This window comes from Eubacterium uniforme (assembly GCF_900167115.1).
GTDB classification, from domain to species: domain Bacteria; phylum Bacillota; class Clostridia; order Lachnospirales; family Lachnospiraceae; genus Eubacterium_S; species Eubacterium_S uniforme.
In genome coordinates, this window is sequence record NZ_FUXZ01000014.1 from 25,919 (window position 1) to 45,743 (window position 19,825).

The 19,825-nt window shown below is 32.7% G+C and carries 18 protein-coding genes; 1 reads left to right on the forward strand and 17 read right to left on the reverse strand.

Annotated elements, in window-relative coordinates; translation table 11 throughout:
• Positions 1 to 2: 2 nt before the first annotated feature.
• The 17 genes from B5D16_RS10335 to B5D16_RS10415 form a co-directional block, all read right to left on the reverse strand.
• On the reverse strand, positions 3 to 1,190 hold the full coding sequence (locus B5D16_RS10335) for a chymotrypsin family serine protease (protein ID WP_143405107.1): 1,188 nt from the start codon (positions 1,188 to 1,190) through the stop codon (positions 3 to 5).
• 15 nt (positions 1,191 to 1,205) lie between these two features.
• On the reverse strand, positions 1,206 to 2,249 hold the full coding sequence (locus B5D16_RS10340) for a trigger factor (RefSeq protein WP_159444368.1): 1,044 nt from the start codon (positions 2,247 to 2,249) through the stop codon (positions 1,206 to 1,208).
• On the reverse strand, positions 2,227 to 2,649 hold the full coding sequence (gene atpC, locus B5D16_RS10345; RefSeq protein ID WP_200803984.1) for an ATP synthase F1 subunit epsilon: 423 nt from the start codon (positions 2,647 to 2,649) through the stop codon (positions 2,227 to 2,229). The genes B5D16_RS10340 and atpC overlap by 23 nt, the downstream gene beginning before the upstream one ends.
• Positions 2,650 to 2,696: 47 nt before the next feature.
• Positions 2,697 to 4,088 (reverse strand): F0F1 ATP synthase subunit beta, encoded by a 1,392-nt coding sequence (atpD, locus tag B5D16_RS10350; protein WP_078766913.1) that lies wholly within the window; start codon positions 4,086 to 4,088, stop codon positions 2,697 to 2,699.
• A gap of 6 nt (positions 4,089 to 4,094) precedes the next feature.
• On the reverse strand, positions 4,095 to 5,021 hold the full coding sequence (gene atpG / locus B5D16_RS10355) for an ATP synthase F1 subunit gamma (RefSeq protein ID WP_078766914.1): 927 nt from the start codon (positions 5,019 to 5,021) through the stop codon (positions 4,095 to 4,097).
• Between the two features lie 3 nt (positions 5,022 to 5,024).
• Positions 5,025 to 7,295: a F0F1 ATP synthase subunit alpha gene (gene atpA, locus B5D16_RS10360; RefSeq protein WP_078766915.1), complete on the reverse strand. Its 2,271-nt coding sequence runs from the start codon at positions 7,293 to 7,295 to the stop codon at positions 5,025 to 5,027.
• Positions 7,296 to 7,297: 2 nt separating this feature from the next.
• Complete coding sequence (locus B5D16_RS10365) at positions 7,298 to 7,780, reverse strand: ATP synthase F0 subunit B (RefSeq protein ID WP_078766916.1); 483 nt, start codon at positions 7,778 to 7,780, stop codon at positions 7,298 to 7,300.
• A gap of 37 nt (positions 7,781 to 7,817) precedes the next feature.
• On the reverse strand, positions 7,818 to 8,051 hold the full coding sequence (gene atpE / locus B5D16_RS10370) for an ATP synthase F0 subunit C (protein WP_078766917.1): 234 nt from the start codon (positions 8,049 to 8,051) through the stop codon (positions 7,818 to 7,820).
• Between the two features lie 46 nt (positions 8,052 to 8,097).
• Complete coding sequence (locus B5D16_RS10375) at positions 8,098 to 8,787, reverse strand: F0F1 ATP synthase subunit A (RefSeq protein WP_078766918.1); 690 nt, start codon at positions 8,785 to 8,787, stop codon at positions 8,098 to 8,100.
• A 212-nt stretch (positions 8,788 to 8,999) separates the two neighbouring features.
• Positions 9,000 to 10,601, reverse strand: coding sequence for a fibronectin type III domain-containing protein (locus B5D16_RS10380; RefSeq protein WP_078766919.1), 1,602 nt, complete (start codon positions 10,599 to 10,601; stop codon positions 9,000 to 9,002).
• A gap of 122 nt (positions 10,602 to 10,723) precedes the next feature.
• Positions 10,724 to 12,061, reverse strand: a complete 1,338-nt coding sequence (locus B5D16_RS10385) for a C1 family peptidase (RefSeq protein WP_078766920.1) — start codon at positions 12,059 to 12,061, stop codon at positions 10,724 to 10,726.
• 50 nt (positions 12,062 to 12,111) lie between these two features.
• A complete protein-coding gene (locus tag B5D16_RS10390) occupies positions 12,112 to 12,831 on the reverse strand; it encodes a GNAT family N-acetyltransferase (RefSeq protein WP_078766921.1) in 720 nt (239 codons plus the stop codon).
• 129 nt (positions 12,832 to 12,960) lie between these two features.
• A complete protein-coding gene (locus B5D16_RS10395) occupies positions 12,961 to 13,608 on the reverse strand; it encodes a response regulator transcription factor (protein WP_078766922.1) in 648 nt (215 codons plus the stop codon).
• A 71-nt stretch (positions 13,609 to 13,679) separates the two neighbouring features.
• Positions 13,680 to 14,867 carry a sensor histidine kinase gene (locus B5D16_RS10400; RefSeq protein WP_078766923.1) on the reverse strand — a complete coding sequence of 396 codons (1,188 nt, stop codon included), beginning with the start codon at positions 14,865 to 14,867 and terminating at the stop codon, positions 13,680 to 13,682.
• Positions 14,868 to 14,876: 9 nt separating this feature from the next.
• On the reverse strand, positions 14,877 to 16,022 hold the full coding sequence (locus B5D16_RS10405) for an ABC transporter permease (RefSeq protein ID WP_078766924.1): 1,146 nt from the start codon (positions 16,020 to 16,022) through the stop codon (positions 14,877 to 14,879).
• Positions 16,009 to 17,166, reverse strand: a complete 1,158-nt coding sequence (locus tag B5D16_RS10410) for an ABC transporter permease (protein WP_078766925.1) — start codon at positions 17,164 to 17,166, stop codon at positions 16,009 to 16,011. Before B5D16_RS10410 ends, B5D16_RS10405 begins: the two co-directional genes overlap by 14 nt.
• 40 nt (positions 17,167 to 17,206) lie before the next feature.
• Entirely contained in the window at positions 17,207 to 18,154 is a 948-nt protein-coding gene (locus B5D16_RS10415; RefSeq protein WP_078766926.1) for an ABC transporter ATP-binding protein, read from the reverse strand.
• 179 nt (positions 18,155 to 18,333) lie between these two features.
• On the opposite strand from B5D16_RS10415, the gene B5D16_RS10420 reads away from it, so the two are divergent.
• Positions 18,334 to 19,785, forward strand: a complete 1,452-nt coding sequence (locus B5D16_RS10420; protein WP_159444369.1) for a glycerophosphodiester phosphodiesterase family protein — start codon at positions 18,334 to 18,336, stop codon at positions 19,783 to 19,785.
• Positions 19,786 to 19,825 lie beyond the last annotated feature (40 nt).

The following is a 19,825-nucleotide window of genomic DNA, read 5'->3' on the forward strand; positions in this document are numbered from 1 at the left end:
TATTAGTATAATTCCAACTTAAATTTATCCAATATATTCTGTATTTTAATAAAAACTCCCCCACTTGCAGCATGAATTCCCACCGGACAATACGGTTCTTTCATTGCAAAAAAAGGCTCATAAATTACTCCCCCACTATCACCTGGAGCACTCTTATACTTGGCCACTGCTACATCATTATATTTTATATCATCTATTTTTATAGTGGTACTTTTTTTCTTTACTTTTCCACTTGTCAAATATGTTTTAGCACCAGATTTATATACTATCTGTCCCTCTATTGGATTGTTCGGTACACAGTTTAATTTAACTCCAACCGTATCTCCTTTTTCATTTTTATACTTCACCTGTCTAGCTAAATCATAATTAGAATTTGTTAACTCTACAAAAGCTGCATCAATTTTTCCCGATTGTTGCGTAATATGTACTTTACCTATTTGCTTTTCTTGTCTCTCATCGGCATATATTTTCAATCCCACCTTATATCCCACATGTCCAGCAGTAACAAAACCATTTATCGTTCCAAAAACAGAACGACTTCTAGCTCTAAAACCTATACTTCCACAAGCAGGCTGGCTATCTTTATCTCTATAATGTATCATTTCCCCACTTCTTAATTTCTTTTTTTCACCTGTAATTTTACTTTCTTTACTAATCTTAACGCAATCACTATCTATAACATTTTTCTTAAATTCATCAAAATATTTGTTTGATAAACTAATAAATCCAACCTCAACAACATTATTCTTTTCATCTATACCTACTGAGTTAATATAGTTATATTTATCCATTTTATTTATAATTATTTTTTTAACATCATCTAGTTCTTTATATGTATATTCAACATATTTTATTTTTTTTACATCTTCTAACACGTTAACAGCGAGTACATCATCCACTTTTTTTGTCAACATAACAACTAGTTCGTCATTATCATCAATATAAGCACCAGCATATATTTTTTTTAACACATTATCTTTATATAATTTATCACTGATTTTATTCCAACTCTCTATTGACTTTTTATATCGTTTTGATACGCAAGGTATTTCCTCCTTTTTTTCTTCCTCAATCAAATTTTTAAAAATTGTTAATGAATCATCTTTTTCAATCCCATATGCATCACTATAATCAAAATTACAACAAACAACTGCCAATATCATACATACTATTATTATTCTTTTTATCATAAAATATACAGACACTTAATCATTTATTAAATAATTCATTACTTTTTCTCTAATTATCATATAAACAATTTGATTTTTTGTGTCATCCTCCTTAAAATTTATTTTATTTTTTTTAGCATATTTATTAATTTCATCTTCCGAAACCTTTATACCTTGCTTATCAGCTATTTCACAAATTATTAAGCATTCTTTTATTTCATTCTTTGCTTCATCACAACACTCCTCATAAAACGTCTCTTTTTCTTCATTTAATTCATAAACACAGTAATCTTCAATACTATCATACCCATATGCATATGCAACTTCTAAATATTTATGATATATATCTAATGCATTTTTTGCAACCACATCATCTGAAATTTCAAATTGTGAATTATTCATTATTTCATCTATAATCATATTTTCATTTCTATTTTTTAATTCATTTTTTTCGTTTTCATAACAATTATCATATATCCATTTATCAAATTCTTTAACACTTTCCAACCCTTCATTCCTATAATTTTTCTTTATAAACTCGTCATCTATATCAGGTAAAATATACTTTTTTATTCTATTAATAATTATACAATACTTTATATCTCCTATTACATAATTCAACTCTTCGTTTACCTTATGACCAATTAATTTTTTTTCTATATTTTCGTCAAATTTTCCTAATCCAATTTTAATTACATAACCTTTATCTTCATCAATTACTTTTCCTTCAACAATTTGCTTTATATCAGCATCAACGTAACACCCATTACGAACAATTAATTCATTACTATTTTCAAATTTACCAAATTTTTCTAATTCTAACAGCTTATACTCTTCTATATCTTCTTTAGAAATCTTTACTTTAGATTTTTTTATTTTTTTATAACTTCCTAGTTTTGTTATCTTACATTTTGAATATCCTTGAGCATCTAATACACTCTGATATTTATTTACTTTCTTATCTTTACACAATAACAGGAGTAATCCTATAAAAAAGATCACCCCCATAATTATAATAGATTTTCTTCTATATCTCATTTTTCTACCTAAAACATGATTATTTAAAACTACCACCAACATAGTTAGAAGCCTTAAGTCTTGCCATAGCTCTAGAAAGAGAAGCTCTTGAAACATGATACTCTCTAATACTCTGCTTCTGCTGTAACTGTTCACGAGCACGTTCAAGGGCAGCCTGAGCACGGAATCTATCAATGTCTTCTGGTCTTTCAGCCGAATAAACAACTAAATCAACCATCTTTTTTCGAACTCTGATAACACCATCCGATGTTACAACTCTTCTATAATCTTTTTCACCAGGCACTCTAAATCTAACTTCGCCTATATCGATAACCCCTATAAAACCCTCATGATTGGCAAGTACGGATCTATCACCATCATCCATAGGGAATGTGATAATTTCGCACTCACCCTCATAAAAGAGTTTATTACAGGATACTATTTTTAAAGAAAATGTCTTCATACATATCCTCTTTCAATCATTAGTTATGTAAACCAACGATTTATAATTTATTTAATAGTTGCTGCCTTAGCTACAACATCTTCAATCTTACCAACATTAAAGAATGCAGCTTCTGGATATTCATCCATCTCACCATTAAGGATAGCCTTAAATCCTTTAATTGTATCTTCAACAGGTACATAAACACCTTTAATACCAGTGAAGTTTTCAGCTACACTAAATGGCTGTGATAAGAATCTCTGAATCTTTCTAGCACGATAAACTAACTGCTTATCTGCATCTGATAATTCTTCCATACCAAGAATTGCAATGATATCCTGAAGTTCTTTATACTTTTGTAAGGTCTCCTGAACTGCTCTTGCAACCTTATAATGTTCTTCACCAACAACATCAGCCTCTAAGATTCTTGAAGTTGATTCAAGTGGATCTACAGCTGGATAAATACCCTGTTCAACAATCTTTCTTGAAAGAACTGTTGTAGCATCAAGATGTGAGAATGTTGTAGCAGGAGCTGGGTCAGTTAAGTCATCGGCTGGTACATATACAGCCTGAACTGATGTAACAGAACCCTTCTTTGTTGATGCGATTCTTTCCTGTAACTGGCCAAGGTCATTTGCTAATGTAGGCTGATAACCTACGGCTGATGGCATACGTCCAAGAAGAGCTGATACTTCTGAACCTGCCTGTACAAAACGGAAGATGTTATCAATAAATAATAACACGTCCTGCTTCTGAACATCTCTAAAATACTCAGCCATTGTAAGGCCTGTTTCAGCTACTCTCATACGTGATCCAGGTGGCTCATTCATCTGACCAAATACTAATGCAGTCTTATCAAGTACGCCTGATTCCTGCATTTCCTTCCAAAGGTCATTACCCTCACGGGAACGCTCACCTACACCAGTAAAGATAGAATAACCGCCACCTTCTGTTGCTATATTATGTATAAGTTCCTGAATAAGAACTGTCTTACCTACGCCGGCACCACCGAAAAGACCAATCTTACCACCCTTAGCATATGGAGCTAAAAGGTCAATAACCTTGATACCAGTCTCAAGCATTTCAACTACAGGACTCTGTTCTTCAAATGAAGGTGGGTCTCTGTGAATACACCAATGTTCTGCTTCATCAAGTGATTCTTTATCATCTAGAGTTTCACCAAGTACATTAAATAATCTACCAAGTGTCTCAGTACCAACTGGAACGGTAATACCACTTCCTGTGGCAATAACTTCCATATCCTTATGAAGTCCCTCACTAGCATCAAGCATAATACATCTTACGATGCTATGACCTATATGCTGCGATACTTCCATAACTCTCTTTTTGCCATTAACATATACATTAAGAGCATCTTTAATAGCAGGAAGTTTACTGTCTGGGAACTCTACGTCTACAACAGGTCCTGAAACCTGTATAATCTTTCCCTTATTTTTCATAAGTGACTACCTCGCTTGCTTCTTCTTTTTATTTCTTAAAGCTTTAGCTCCGCCTATTACCTCAGTAATCTCCTGTGTAATAGCGGCCTGTCTTACTCTGTTATATTCAATGGATAATTCTGATAACATAGCCTCAGCATTATCTGTTGCTGATTTCATAGCCATCATTCTGGCATTCTCTTCACTAGCTGAACCTTCAACAAGTGCCCCATACATAAAACCTGTAACATAGTTATAAACAAGTTTTTCAAGTGCTCTCTTAGGAGATGGATAAATAGTGTACCAGTCAGAATTAATCTGATCAGCCTTAGCCTGTTCTATATACTCCTGAGTAACGAACTTACTAGTCTTAAGTGGCAGCAAATGCTCCACCCTGATTCCTGAACTAACAGAATTAATCATCTGAGTAAAAATTAGAACAACTCTGTCTACTTCCTCTTCCTTATATAGTTCAACTATCCACTCTGCAATAACTCTTGCTCTATGGATTGAAGGATTATTAGCAGAATATTCAAAGCCCTCTTCAAGTTCATAACCCTGGCTTCTAAAGAAATGTCTTCCTAATTCGCCTACAACAAGTAATCTGTGTGGTCCATCATCAGCTTCAATAATCTTAACGCTTTCTTTTAAGATGTTATGATTATAAGCACCTGCAAGACCTCTATCACCAGTAATTACAACATATGCAGTTTTTTTATATGTTTCTGCTCTATCCTTAGGTCTGTTATCAAAATATAAATGTTCAATATCTGGATAATGAAGCATGATATCAGAAAGTTGCTCCTGCAAACTTTCAAAATAAGGCTCTGTGTTCTCCAAATTCTGCTTAGCCTTTCTAAGCTTAATTGAAGACATCATGTACATAGCCTTAGTAATCTTCATGGTATCCTGAATACTGTGAATTCTACCTTGAATTTCCCTAGCGTTAGCCATATTTTACTTCGCCTCCGCGTCATCTTTCGTACTCTCAGAAGCTTCCTTAGCATCTTCAGCGCTTATTTCTTTATTAACTTCTTCATTAAGCTTAGCATCCTCTGCTGCAATTTCAGCTCTAATAGCTTCATCCTCTGCTGCAGCCTTAGCCTTTTTTTCCTTAATGATTTCTTCACGCTTCTTAGCTTCTGCTAATGCTCTTTCTTCTTCGAGTTTTTTATTCTCCTCATCCTTAATACGCTTACGCTCTAAAGCTTCTTTCTTAAAGCTTTCACACACTGAAAGAATCTGAGAAACTGTTTCATCATCAATGCTCTTTTGAACATCAATTGTATTAAGAATGTCTGTATAATCATTTCTAAAATGATTTACAAGTTCCATACGGAATTTAAGAACATAATCAATAGGAACATCAGTAAAAATATGATTATTAATAGCAACTAAAGTTACTACCTGCTCTGGCATACTGAAAGCTGTTCCTAAAGGCTGTTTTAATAATTCCATAATTGCACGACCATGATTTAACTGATTTAAAGTTGTTTCATCAAGGTCTGAAGAGAACTGTGTAAATACTTCCATTTCTCTATACTGTGCAAGGTCTACTCTGATGCTACCTGAAGCCTTCTTCATAGCCTTAGTCTGTGCAGCACCACCTACACGGGATACTGAAAGACCAACGTTAACGGCAGGTCTCTGACCTGAGAAGAATAACTGGCTTTCAAGATAAATCTGACCATCAGTAATTGAAATTACGTTAGTAGGGATGTATGCAGATACATCACCTGCCTGTGTTTCAATGATTGGAAGAGCAGTAATTGAACCACCACCTGCTTCCGGTGTTAAACGAGCTGATCTTTCTAACAATCTTGAATGTAAATAGAATACATCACCAGGATAAGCTTCACGTCCTGGAGATCTTTCAAGAAGAAGTGAAATCGCCCTATATGCTACAGCATGTTTTGAAAGGTCATCATATACGATTAAAACATCCTGTCCTCTATGCATAAAGTACTCAGCAATTGCTGTACCTGAATAAGGTGCAATATACTGAAGTGGTGCAGCGTCGGCTGCTGTAGCAGATACAATAACTGTATACTTAAGTGCATCTGCTGCTTTAAGTGTATTAACAATCTTAGCTACCGATGATGCCTTCTGACCAATTGCAACATATACACAGACTACATCCTTATCCTTCTGGTTTAAGATAGTCTCAAGTGCAATTGAAGTTTTACCAGTCTGTCTATCACCGATAATAAGTTCTCTTTGTCCTCTACCAATTGGGAACATGGAATCAATTGCTAAGATACCTGTTTCCATAGGTTCTGAAACTGATAATCTGTCAACGATACTTGGAGCAGGCATTTCAACTGGTCTATAACCTTCAGACTCAATATCACCCTTTCCATCAATTGGAGCACCAAGTGCATCAACAATTCTTCCAAGGAATTTTTCGCCAATTGGAATACCAGCCATACGACCTGTTCTAACAACACGGCTTCCTTCAAAAATCTCTGTGTCACCACCGAAAAGGATAACACCGATTTCATCACGACGAACATCCTGTACCATACCCTTAACACCACAGTCAAATATTACAATTTCACCATAGCAAGCATGATCAATACCATCAACGTTAACGATACCATCACCAACCCAGTTAACAATACCAATTTCCTTATCCTTAGCCTCAAGTTCAAATTCACTTACGCTAGTTCTAAGAATTGAAATAATGCTTTCCTGGCTAAATGAAGCGTTCTCAAGCTTTGACATATCGCCAATAATTTTATCCTTAAGCTGTTCAATACGGCCCTGTTCACTCCAGTCATATTCCTTAGTTCCAACTTTAATGATAAAACCACTCTTGATTGACGGATCTTTAGTCATGTCAATCTCGATATCGTTATTTCCACATTCTTTTTTAATAAAGGCAGCAATACCATCATATTGCTCCTCTGTAGGTTCTGTTACATAAATAAGCTCAGCTCTGTTTATTGCATCGCTATTTGCTAAAAATGTATCCCTATATTCTTTTATAATGTCATCAATTAAATTAAAGTCATTACTATCACATAATATTTTTAAAAATGCGCGGATTTCCTTTGGGAATATACGGTCAATAACCATTTGCTTCTTAGTTACTAAAACCGTAGGATCACAAAGTTCCACCTTAATCTGCGGTACAGCTTCTAAAATATCTCTAGTCTGTAATAAAGCATCTTTAGGTATTCCTGAATTATACAAATCCTTCGCATAAGCTATTGTTGCCTCTGTCACTTTTATTCACCTGCTTTTTTCAAAAATTCATCGTAAAGTGCCTTATCCACTTCACTACCCTTCTGCTTTCCTACAGCCTTTGAAGCTGCAACTAAAGCCATCTGAGCAATTTCTTTCTCTGTATCCTTAAGGATCTGTTCTTTCTGGCTTTCACCTGTTGCTCTGGCTCTTTTTCTAATTTCATGAGCATCTTTGTTAGCTCTTTCTATAATCTTATTATACTCGGCATCTGCTGTCTTCTTTGCCTTTTTAAGAGTTTTTCTACGTTCCATTTCAAGTTCACTCATAGAAGCATCGTATTTAGCCTTAATATCTTCTGCTTCCTTCTTAACTTGCTTTGCCTCGTTAAGCTCTTTATCGACTTCTTCCTGTCTCTTGGCTATAATTTCAAGGACAGGTTTAAACAAAAGTACTTTTAATGCCACTGTTAAAATAAGTAGGTTTATAACTATAATAATTAAATTTTCTGGCGTAACATTTAACATTACAATAGTTCCTTTCTACAATATTTTTGGCTTTAATCTATTTCATCTGTCCTGGAAGCATTACAATAATCATAAGAGCAATAACGAAACAGTAAATAGCTGTTGCTTCTGCAAGCGCACAACCTAAGATAAGCATGTTACGAATTTTGCCTTCTGCCTCTGGCTGTCTAGCTACTGCTTCTGATGCTTTACCTGTAGCAATACCGATACTAATACCTCCACCTAATGCTCCTAAAACTGCGATACCCGCACCAATTGCGATAAGACCCATTTTTTTAATCTCCTTTGTTAATCAAATTTTTCATGTCAGTACTGTGTTACTCTATTTCCTCGCTAATATAAAGGGATGTTAAGAATACAAATACATATGCCTGTAACAATCCATCAAAAATGTCAAAATAAACACAAAATACTGCTGGTACAATGATAGGAACTACACATTTTAAAAGTTCCATAATAACAAATGCACCAAGAACATTACCAAACAATCGCATGCAAAGCGAAAGTGGTCTAGTTACCAACTCTAAAATATTAATAGGTGTTACGATTATGATAGGCTCTGTAAATTTATGGAGCCACTTTTTAACACCTAAATGATAAATCCCTGCTGCTTCAACAAGTAAAATACTCATAAGCGCAAGTGCAATGGTAACAGTCAAATCCTTAGTTGGTGATTTGAACCCAAATATACCTATGGTGTTAGATAACCCAAGGTAAAGTAAAACTGTAGTAAGATATGGAACATAAGCTTTACCCTTATGACCAACCATGCCTTCAACAAGACCTGTAAGCTTAGTTACAATAAGTTCAGCAACAGCCTGTCTCTTACTGATATTATGCACCTTTAAGCCTCTGCCTAATATAAATGCAATCAATATCAGAACGGCCATGATAATCCATGTTACTACTACCGCCTCAGAAATATGAGCCGTATAACCGAAAAAATCAAATGAAAAGACTTCTTTACACTCAAGTTCTTCCATGAGTTTTTCGTTTAGATTATTCATCCGCTCACTTCCTTTCTTCTGTCAAAATTTGGGAGGATTTGTCAACCCTTTTTTAATAGTATAGTGCTTTTCCCTACGTACACAAAAACTATATCCCCAATGTAAATTAGTATACTACTATTCTTTTGTTAATTCAAATACAAAGTTCACAAAAAATTGACACTATACCACAAAAAAAGATGCATCTTTTACAAGATGCATCTTTGCATGTTTTATCTTCCACCATTATATGAGAAATGCATATAATCTCTGGTATATTCAGTTGCTGAAAAATTCCATATACATCTGTCAAATCCATATCTCTTTAAAACATTGACAAACTTGCCCTTCATAGGGATGGAATATAAGTTTTTCTTAGGTTTCCAGAACGAACCTGCCTGTACTTTACCATTAGTAATCATATAGTTTTCATTAGCATTAATGTCAATTGCAAGTCCCTGATTATGTTCAGATGTTGAGCCCTTGCCTCTCCAGCTAAATCCGCCAACATCATGAATTGGTCTTCTGCTTTTTTCATCAAGCTTATATAAAGTTCTAAAAATCACCTTAACAGTTGGAGCAATGGCCTTATTAACTGTTAATCCAAACTTTCTTTTATACCATCTAGAAGGTGTTTTATCCCACACCTTAATTGTAATGTTTTTCATATGTCTCTTTGCAATAAGTTCAGACTTATAATAAACATACTTTTTCTTTTTAAAGATACGACGGTATTTGCTGGCTGTCGATTCATTCTTATAGCCATAGTAATCGCAATACTTACCCTTAACGGATTCACTTCTGTACTCAACACCATTCTTAATCATGTATGCTGAAACCTTAAAGAAATACTTTTTACCATTAGTAAGATTATTAAAGCAGTAACTACATATTCCGTTATTTGCTGTCTTAGTAGCTAGTGCGTATGTGCCCTTACTACCCTGTTTATAATAAACATAGTAACCGCTAGCATTCTCAACCTTTTTCCAAGTGATTGTAATAGTTCTTGCCTTTAATGACTTAGCTGACAAAATCGTTGCAACGTCAATTGTAGCGTAACCTGTAACAATATTACTGTAATTTGAATATGAACTTCCACCATTTAATACAGCTCTAATCTTATAATAGTAAGTCTTTCCAAAAACTGTATTTGCGTCAATGTATTCATACTCAGTCTTACCACTTATGTTCTGAACCGTCGAAATCAACTTATACTTTCCATTATAGGATTCACTTCTGTATACCTGATATGATGAAACCAAAGCTCCATTCGCATAAATCTGATACCATGAAAGCCTGATTCTATGATCATCTACAGTATTAACACTTAAGGATAACTCTGTATTTGGATTTGTTAGTTTAACTGGATTATAAGCATATTCAACAAATGCTCCATCAAGTTCATGATAAACTCTTCCTCCAACCTCATCAAAGTATCCACTAATTCTCAATTTGTAATAATAATTATTACCCGCAAGAAGTGAACTATCCACATAGCTCATGGCTTTTACACAATTACTATTAAGGGACGTGAGCCTACTGTAATTTGATGTATCACCAACAGATCTATATATTTCAACATCAACACTATGAGTAGTTATGTACTCCTCTTTTTCAGCGTCAATATTCCACTTAAGTGTGGCAGAACTCTCACTTGCTACAATTGATAAATCCGTAATTTTAAAATCAATCGGCTTATATTCATCCGCGTATTTTTCACTTTCAGTTTCAGATTCACCAGCCCACTCATCCGCATAAATGCAATTACTGCTAAATATCATACTGATACCCATAACTACAGCAAATGCTTTCTTTAAATACTTTTTATAATTCATATTATTAACATTTAGTCAAAAATCCAATTATAAATTATGACTAAACATATCGTCCCTCCTAACATATGTTATTCTTAAAACAATAACAATACACCTTCTTACCATACTTAACAAATAAAAACTTAAGCAAGACTTCCCATAGGATCCCATGGTTCTAAAACAATAGGTTCCTTCTTAAAAGCTTCTGCCTGCTTTTTATTTAAATACTTCTTATCAAGAAGTATCTGATAAACATACTCACTAAACCACTCATCATCCATGACGTAGTAGCCATCAAATCCAACATCCTTTCCCCAGGAGTTTTCAACTTTCCACTTAATAGGTTTACCTTTTTCATCAAGATCAACACCAGTTATAACCATGGCATGAGTCATTAAACTTTCACCAAAATCAAGTCTTTCTTCCTTTGTCATACCAAACTTAGTTGAAAATAGTTCTTCAATACAAAGAGCATCCATTGTTAAGAAGCCCTTCTTTCTTTCAGAAAATTGGCCAACATCTGAACCAAACCAGATAACCTTATTATCTTTAAGTTCCTTAATTGCAATCTTCTTTAACTCATCAATTGGAAGATTTAAATACTTAACAGGATAATCCCCATCTGCAACAGAACCTAGATACTTTACAGTATATGTTTCATAGAAAGGCTTATCCTTAGTTGGTGCATTAATAACTGTTACCAAGTCATTAAGTGGCATTCCAACATACTCCTTATAAAAATCCTGTGGAGTAATATCCTTAACCTTAATAAACTTTCCATCCTTATCCTTAGTCTCCCAGGTAAATTTAACCGGTGGCTTACCAAGGCTAATGCAAAGCATTCTATAGATTGTATTTAACATTTCTTCCTTAGCATCTCTTAAATCCTTAACAGTCTTGCCTTCTGCCTTCATCTTTCTAAATTCACAAGCAAACTCACGAAGCTTTGTAGTTAAGTACTTATCCATCTCCCTTGTCATACTTGATACTTCTGTTTCAGGCATAACATCCTTAGGAACAACTCCGTACTTAGCAACTAAACTTCTAAACATATCCCACTGACCACCGTCACCAAGAGGTGCCATAAGTAAAAATGCAACCTCCCTGCTAGTAACAGGCATATCAATAGTTTCAATCATGTTTTCAAGGAAAAGATTACTCTTTTCTAACTTATCATAAAATAATGGATAGTTCTGGCTAAGCTCCATATTCTCAATATTTAACTTATCCATAACCTGTAATCTAAATGTGTTAAGCGCAGCGAACATCCAGCATCTTCCTGACTGCTTCTGATTACAAACATCTCCTGCCTTAACTTCAATAGAGAATGCATTTTGATTATTATTATAAACATCCCTGTTAAGTGCAGCCTGATTAATACCATTATTAGTCACTGCATTCATTGCAATTTTATTAGCGATATTACTATCAAAATCCTTCTCAAAGCTTTCCAACTTTTTTAAACTAATTCCTTTTTTCATTGTGTCTCCTTTGCTTTGTTTAAATTTTATAACATCACTCAAATCAAATTCTAGTCTTCCTTATCCCCTGTCCATACATATGTTGGATCAGAACGATACTTCTTTAAGAAATCTTTTCTATACTCTTTAAGACTTAGCTTGTTAGCACCACCTGCATAATTTTCATCCTTATTCTGAACATGGTCATTCTCCCAACCACAGATCTTACAAATATCGTATTCCTCCCTAACGATATCAAGACCGCAACAAGGACATGTTTCAAATAAAGCCAACTCAAGATTTAAATTAATTCTCTTATTTGACTTATTTCTATTATCAAGGGGTACAACCCTAAAGCCATTTCTTCTGCAAAATTCAATTGCATCAACGCACTTTCTATTTAGAGCAAATTCAATGTAATTTGCTCCATTTCTTCTAGCGTATCTAATAATCTTTTCAAGAACAATTTCACCTGCGCCCATTCTCTTATAACCTACTTTAGTCGCAAGCATCTTAATATCCCATCTAAAATACTCATCAGGAACAACCGCTCCTGTTGAAACAACAATTTCATCATCTTTATCTATAACTAAAAAAACCTGACCACCTTTAGCAATAATGCCTTCTATGTGATCCCTGCTATAATAAAGTTCATCCTTACTATTAAAAGAAAAATACTCATCAATCCATGCCTTGTTTATAAAATAAACTTCTCTAACAGCATCGTCCATTGAATCTACATACCCCTTTTCAATGGCCTCCTTGATTGAATATGCCTTATAATTACCCATAATAAAAACCTCCTCAAGCAAATATAACAATACCTATACAAAAGTTAATTATACTATTATTTAATTTATAAATCAATTTTAGGGTTACAAACCACATAAAAATGGAGATGCAATATACATCTCCATTTACTATTTATTATTCAGATAAAAAATTGCAAGATTAGTCCTATCTCTAATATCAAGCTTTGCTAAAATATTACTAAGATAGTTTCTAACAGTACCTTCTGATAAGCAAAGACTTGTTGCAATCTCCTTATTATTCTCCCCCCTTGCAACACATTTTACTATTTCAAGTTCTAAAGAAGTAAGCTCAGCAAATGCCTCTCCACTAGATTTAACATCTCTTTCAACATCAGTATCTGCCTTAACCTTACTCATGGCAACAATCTTTTCAGTTACTTCTTTACCAAATACCATGTTACCTTCAAAAACAGTTTTTAGAGAAGGCACAATACCTTCAAAATCCTGCTTTATGATATAACCCTTAGCTCCAATGGATAAAGCCTTATCAATATACTCTTCATCATTAAATGTTGTAAGATATAAAATCTTAGCATCCTTATTTTTATTAAGGATTTCCTCGCCAGCATCAAGGCCCGATAAACCATCCATTCTAATGTCCATAAGAAGAACATCTGGTTTATATTCATCAAAAAGCTTAATAGCCTCCTCACCAGAATTGCCAATTGCAAGTACTTCTATATCCTTATCACTTTCAACAATCATCTTAAGAGATGTTGCAACTAACTTATCATCATCAACAATTATGATTTTCATATATACCCTCACACAATAATTATTTATTTCAAATTATTAATAACTAATAAAATATTTATTTTCATATTCATTTACTTAATCGGAATTGTAACAAATACCTTGAAACCATCATCATCCGTAATTCTAACTAAACCATCCACAGATTCCACTCTGTTTCTTATACCTTCAAGTCCCATACCAGAACTATTACTAATATATGATGACAATGCATTATCTCCACTAGAATTTTTACGTATTCCCTTACTGCTTTCACCATCATCCGCCATCTGATAATAATCATGAATTATTAACTGATACATGGAAGGATGCCATATAAGTTTAATATCAACATTAGAATTAACACTATACTTCATAATGTTGGATATAGCTTCCTTACAAACTCCAATAATTATATACTTAATCTGTCTATTCATGTTTTCATCAATATCAAGATCTAAGTCCACCTTAAACTTATCGTTAAGTGGCTTAGCCATGGTTTCAATCTGAGCCCTTACATCAATTGACTCATCATGAAGATCATGCACAGAACTTCTAATATTATTCATGGCTCCATCTAATGTTTCACGAACACCTTCAAGTTGTTCATGAAGTGGTTCTTCCTTATAGATTGAAAGAAGTGCACCCATTTGAAGAATGGCTCTTGATAACATATGACCTACGTTATCATGAATCTCTCTAGCAATTCTATTACGCTCTGCAAGCTGAGCCGAGTGTATTTGCTCATCCCTGGCAACAACTAATTTTGCATTCTGCTTTGCCAGCTGTTCCTGTTTAATATGAGTATCATCCCTAAGTTCAATACACTTTCTTTTAAGACTGTTAATCTTCTTTGTATTTGCTGCAAGATAAAATGAAACAAGCATTAATATACCAATGTATACTATATTCAAATCTGAAATATTACCATCAGAAGAAATCTGATATGCTAAAGAAACATATACAATTACTGATAATAATAATCCAACTATATTCCTACTAAATGCTATATCATATAAAATCACAGGAATTACCACAATTAATCTTTTATCGCTTAAACAAGCTAAAATAACAATAATATCAAGAACTACCCCGATGTATTCAAGACTACTATCATATTTAAAAAATTCTTTATAATCCCCGTCGTTTAAAAGATAAAGTTCAGCGCCACTAAGAGCTACCGAAAGACATATTGTTAAAACCAAATAATTGCCATGCATTATATTTAACATGGCAATTACTGATAAACAATATATAAGAATTTTATCGAAAAACCTATTCATACCTCAATCCTAATTTAAACTTCGATCATTTTTAATCTTTAGAACTGCAAGGGAAATACCTAAGAATGCAAGTCCAATTGCTATTTGCATAAGGTAAGCTTGAGCAACACTAGAAATAGGAGCTCCATCCACTATCCTATCAATAGCTGAACTATACCAATAATTAGGTGTAAATCTACCAACTCTCTTAACTGATTCACTTAAGTACTCTGCTGGTACAAAAGATCCTCCTAAAAAGGCAAATGTAAGAGAAATACCATTCGCTATAACCATAACAGCATCGTTGAGTTTTCCACTACAAACAGTTACTAAAAATATTACCATATTACAAACTATAGTATAAATGAATAAGTTAATAACTTCAAGTATTAAGGCCCTTGTGGAAGGTATCTGTTTGTAACCAAAATAAACAGATGTTACCAATAATACTATATAGATTAATGTTGATAAACAGATACATCCCATTACTAAACCAAGACCTCTTTCTATAGGTGTTATTGCTGAAACAAGAGTTCTGTTTTTAACTTCTTTTTCATTAAATGCAAGCATTGCATATAATACACTTGAAAAGAGTGTAATCATAACTACATATGGGAGGAAATTAAATGAAATAGCAAATCCTTCAGCATCTGTTTTTTCTTCCTTAATGTTTACAAAGTTAGTACTGTCCATGGCTTTCTTTGCCTCGTCTAAAGCCACCTTAACGTCCTTACCTTCATTAATCTTTTTCTGAACAATTGATAAATACTCATTAATCTGGTTATTTACAAATAAACCAAGTGGAGTTGATTCATTATATAAGTTAGTAATGTTAGCATCCTTACCGTTTAAGATGTTCTCTCCACTACCTTTATTAATTACAACTTTTGAAACTATATCCTGATAGAAAAGACGATCCTTATATAAATCTTCCCTATGTTTTGTTTCATCAACATTATGAATACTCTTTAAATAATCAACAATACCTCTTGATATTTCAGAGTCATCTTCATCTATAACTGCAATATTTAAGCTTGTACTTTCAAATTTTACTGTCGTACTTGTATCTGACTGTCCAGTTAAAAATATTATCATAAAAATGCCTATACATACGGCAACAATAAGTCTTGATTTAACTGCTAAAGCCACTCTAAAGAATTTTTTAAATACTTGCATAGCCTCTCCTTCCTCTGAAAATCATTCCAATTGCTATAAATATAATTGAATAAGTAAACATTGTTACAATTGTTCTTGTATATTTTTCATTTGCTCCATACATATTAAGTGTATAGAATGCATTTGTGATAATTGAAGATGGGTTAATTCTATTAACTAATGGGAACTTCTTTTCCATAACAATATACATATCCCCCTTCATAAGTCCTGCTAAGAATCCACCACCTGTTACAAATCCAATTAATATTGCATTCTTAACATTTTCAGATGCATTTCCTACACATGCTACCATATATCCAAGGGAACATCCCATAAATGCAGCAAACATTGATGTTATAAAAATATACTGAATACCACATCCAAAATTAACTTTAAGAATATATACGTAATATATAATTGATAATATTAAAATCACTACCTGTAAGAAGCTCATTGCAAGCATTGAACACAATGACTGAACCACTCTGTTTACTGGTGATGATTCAACTCTAATTCCTATTGCACTATAATTTGCCTGAGTCTTAACTACACTTATCATTACCCCACTTGAAGTCATTATACTAATCATTGCAAGGATATTATAAAAATACTGAATATATGGATCTTTATTATTTCCTTGTAAACCAGAGGTTTTTACGTATTCCTTAATGTCTATACCTTCCCTAAAAGCAGTAACTATCGATGTTAAAATACTCTGTTTAATACCATTTTTCTTAATTTCCATTTTTATGTTTTCATAATCATATGGATTAATGATTGCATCGATCTTATCATCAGTTAAAAGCTTTTCTGCTTCCTTTTTATCAACATTTTTAATGTTAAACATTTTTGTTCCATCATCATATTCTATTTTTGATAATGTATCATTCATCATGTCATATGCCGTTGGCATGCTTTTAACATAGTCTGAATTTAACTGATCTTCTGGCATTGTTTTTTTCAACCATTCTTTGTGAAGTTCTTCTGTATTATCCATCTTCTCAATGACTATGTTCATTGGTTCGTTTAATTCCTCATCATATAAATGACCAAGGGCTGCGAAAAAAACTGTTCCAAGTAAAAATGGGAATATTAAATTCCAACCTAGGAATGCCTTATTCCTTAATCCTTCTTTTAATTTATAATAAAACAATCTAAGTAACATATCCGTTCTCCTTAATTATCTTAGTATCATTTTGATACTATTATTCTCCATCACGAAGTTCCTTACCTGTAATTTCCAAGAACACATCATTAAGTGTTGGAAGCTGTGAATAAATTCGATCATAAGAAATATCATGATCTGATAAATATTCAACTACATTTGTTATATTATGCTTACCACCGCTACACTTAATAACAAGCTGATTATTTTCATGGGCCACACTGTAAATATGATTGTAACTAAGAAGATTCTTAATGTGTTCTTCATCAATCTTCTTAATATCCACATATATTACTTCTGTATTCTTAATCTTTCCCTTTAATTCTTCCTTAGTTCCAAGAGCAACGGCCTTTCCACTATCCATAATAAGAATTCTTGAACAAATCTGTTCAACTTCTTCCATGTAGTGTGAAGTGTAAATAATAGTTGCACCCTGTTCATTAAGTTTTTCAATTCCCTCTAGGATATTATTTCTACTTTGAGGATCTACAGCAACTGTAGGTTCATCCATAATAATAAGTTCTGGCTTATGAGCAATTCCACAAGCGATGTTAAGTCTTCTAAGCAAACCACCTGATAATTTCTTTGGATAAAACTTTTTAAAATCCCCAAGGCTAACAAATTCAATTGCTTCCTCTACGTACTGCTTTCTCTTAGCCTTATCATTAATATAGAGTCCACAGAAATAATCAATATTTTCATATACTGTAAGTTCTTCAAATACTGCAACTTTCTGGCTTACAATACCAATTCTTCTCTTTATATCATTTCTCTTTGGGCTCATTTTTTCACCAAAGATTTCAATATCGCCCTTATCATATCGTAGTAACGATAAGATACAGTTAATTGTAGTTGTTTTACCAGAACCATTTGGTCCAAGTAATCCGAATATCTCGCCCTTCTTAATTTCCATATTGAAGTTATCAACAGCTATAAGCTCCTTATATCTTTTTACTAAATTATTGATTTTTAAAACTGTTTCACTCATATTTATATCCTTTCATGTTTAATAATCCTTATGTACATCAAAACCGATGTATCTTTCCTTCGTTATACCTATAATACCTCACCCATACAATCAAAACTAGTGAAGTATGTAACTACTTAAAATGACATTTGTCATATGTTATAATGTTGGTAGGTATTTTTCACAAGGGGGATATGCATATGAAATTTAAAAGATTAGAAAAAACTATACTATGTCTACTACTTATACTTTCTATAAGTACGCCTACTTATGCATTTGCTGAGAATGTAATGCATCAAACTATTAAAACCAGCCATCCGAAAAAGGCTACAATTAAAACGTATAAATATAAGAATTTCAAAAAGATTCCAACTGAAATTTCATTAAAGAAAAAGCAATCCATAAAGATAGAAATCAAAAAATATAATAATAAAACTCTAAAATTTAAATCAACTAATAAACGAATTCTATCTATTAGCAAATACAATGTCCTTAAGTCTAAGAAAAAAGGAATTTGCGAACTTAAGATTTATATAAAAAAGAATAAAAAATGGAAAATCAAAAGGACAGTTACCATTTATGTCGGCTATTCTAAAAAAGAAATTAATCAAGAGAAAGACGATAAGGTAGTTCTTCCACAAAGAATAGTTATTGATAATGGAAATTCCACTGTAAATGTTAGAGTTAATAATTCCATTTATCTACCAATACAAATCTATCCAGAAAATGCTACTAACACAGAACTAGAATTTAAAATTGAAGATCCAACAATTGCTAGTATTGATACTAAAAACTTACTTTACGGAATTAAACTAGGACAAACGAAATTAACATGCTATTCAAAAGCTAATAAGAACATAAATGCAAGTATAATTGTTAATGTTTGTAAAATTAATTCTAATAAGAAAAAGGTAATTGCTCATAGAGGTTACAGTACTAAAGCTCCTGAAAATTCAATTGCAGCTTATAAGTTAGCATGTAATTACGATTTTTACGGAATCGAATGTGATGTTCATAGAACAAAAGATGGTGTATTTGTTTTAAATCATGATGAAACAATGAAAAAAACATATGGTGTTAATCTGAAAATTTCTGATTGTACCTATGATGAAATAAAAGATTATAAAATAAAAAATGCAAATAATGTTGATGAATATCCTAATGAAACCATACCAACAATTGATGATTATTTAGAAATAATTAAAAATAGTGATAAGGTTGCAGTAATAGAATTAAAAGGTCAATTATCTTACGATGATTTACTCGACCTATCAACCATAATTGATACTTATAACATTGATACACGTTTAGAATTCATATCATTCAAACCGGACTTATTAATAAACATGAGAAAAATATATAATAGTAAAGATTCAATTTATAAACCCAATTACACATTTCTATCCATATCAGCTAACATAGCACAGACTGAACTTGGTGATTATAAACCTTTCGAATGGGCCATCAAGGAAAATATGGGATTTGGCTGTTATTCATATTTGATTTCTGAAGATATTGTTAAAGCACTTCATAAGCATAATCTCGGTTGTTTCGTTTTTGAAGTAGATAGTTTTTATACAGCCTATGATTTATTCTATAACCTAGATATCGATGCAATTGCGTCTAATACTGCAGAAATATTAGATAACTAAAAATATACATTATAAAAGCTCATATGTTAGAAATTCTACA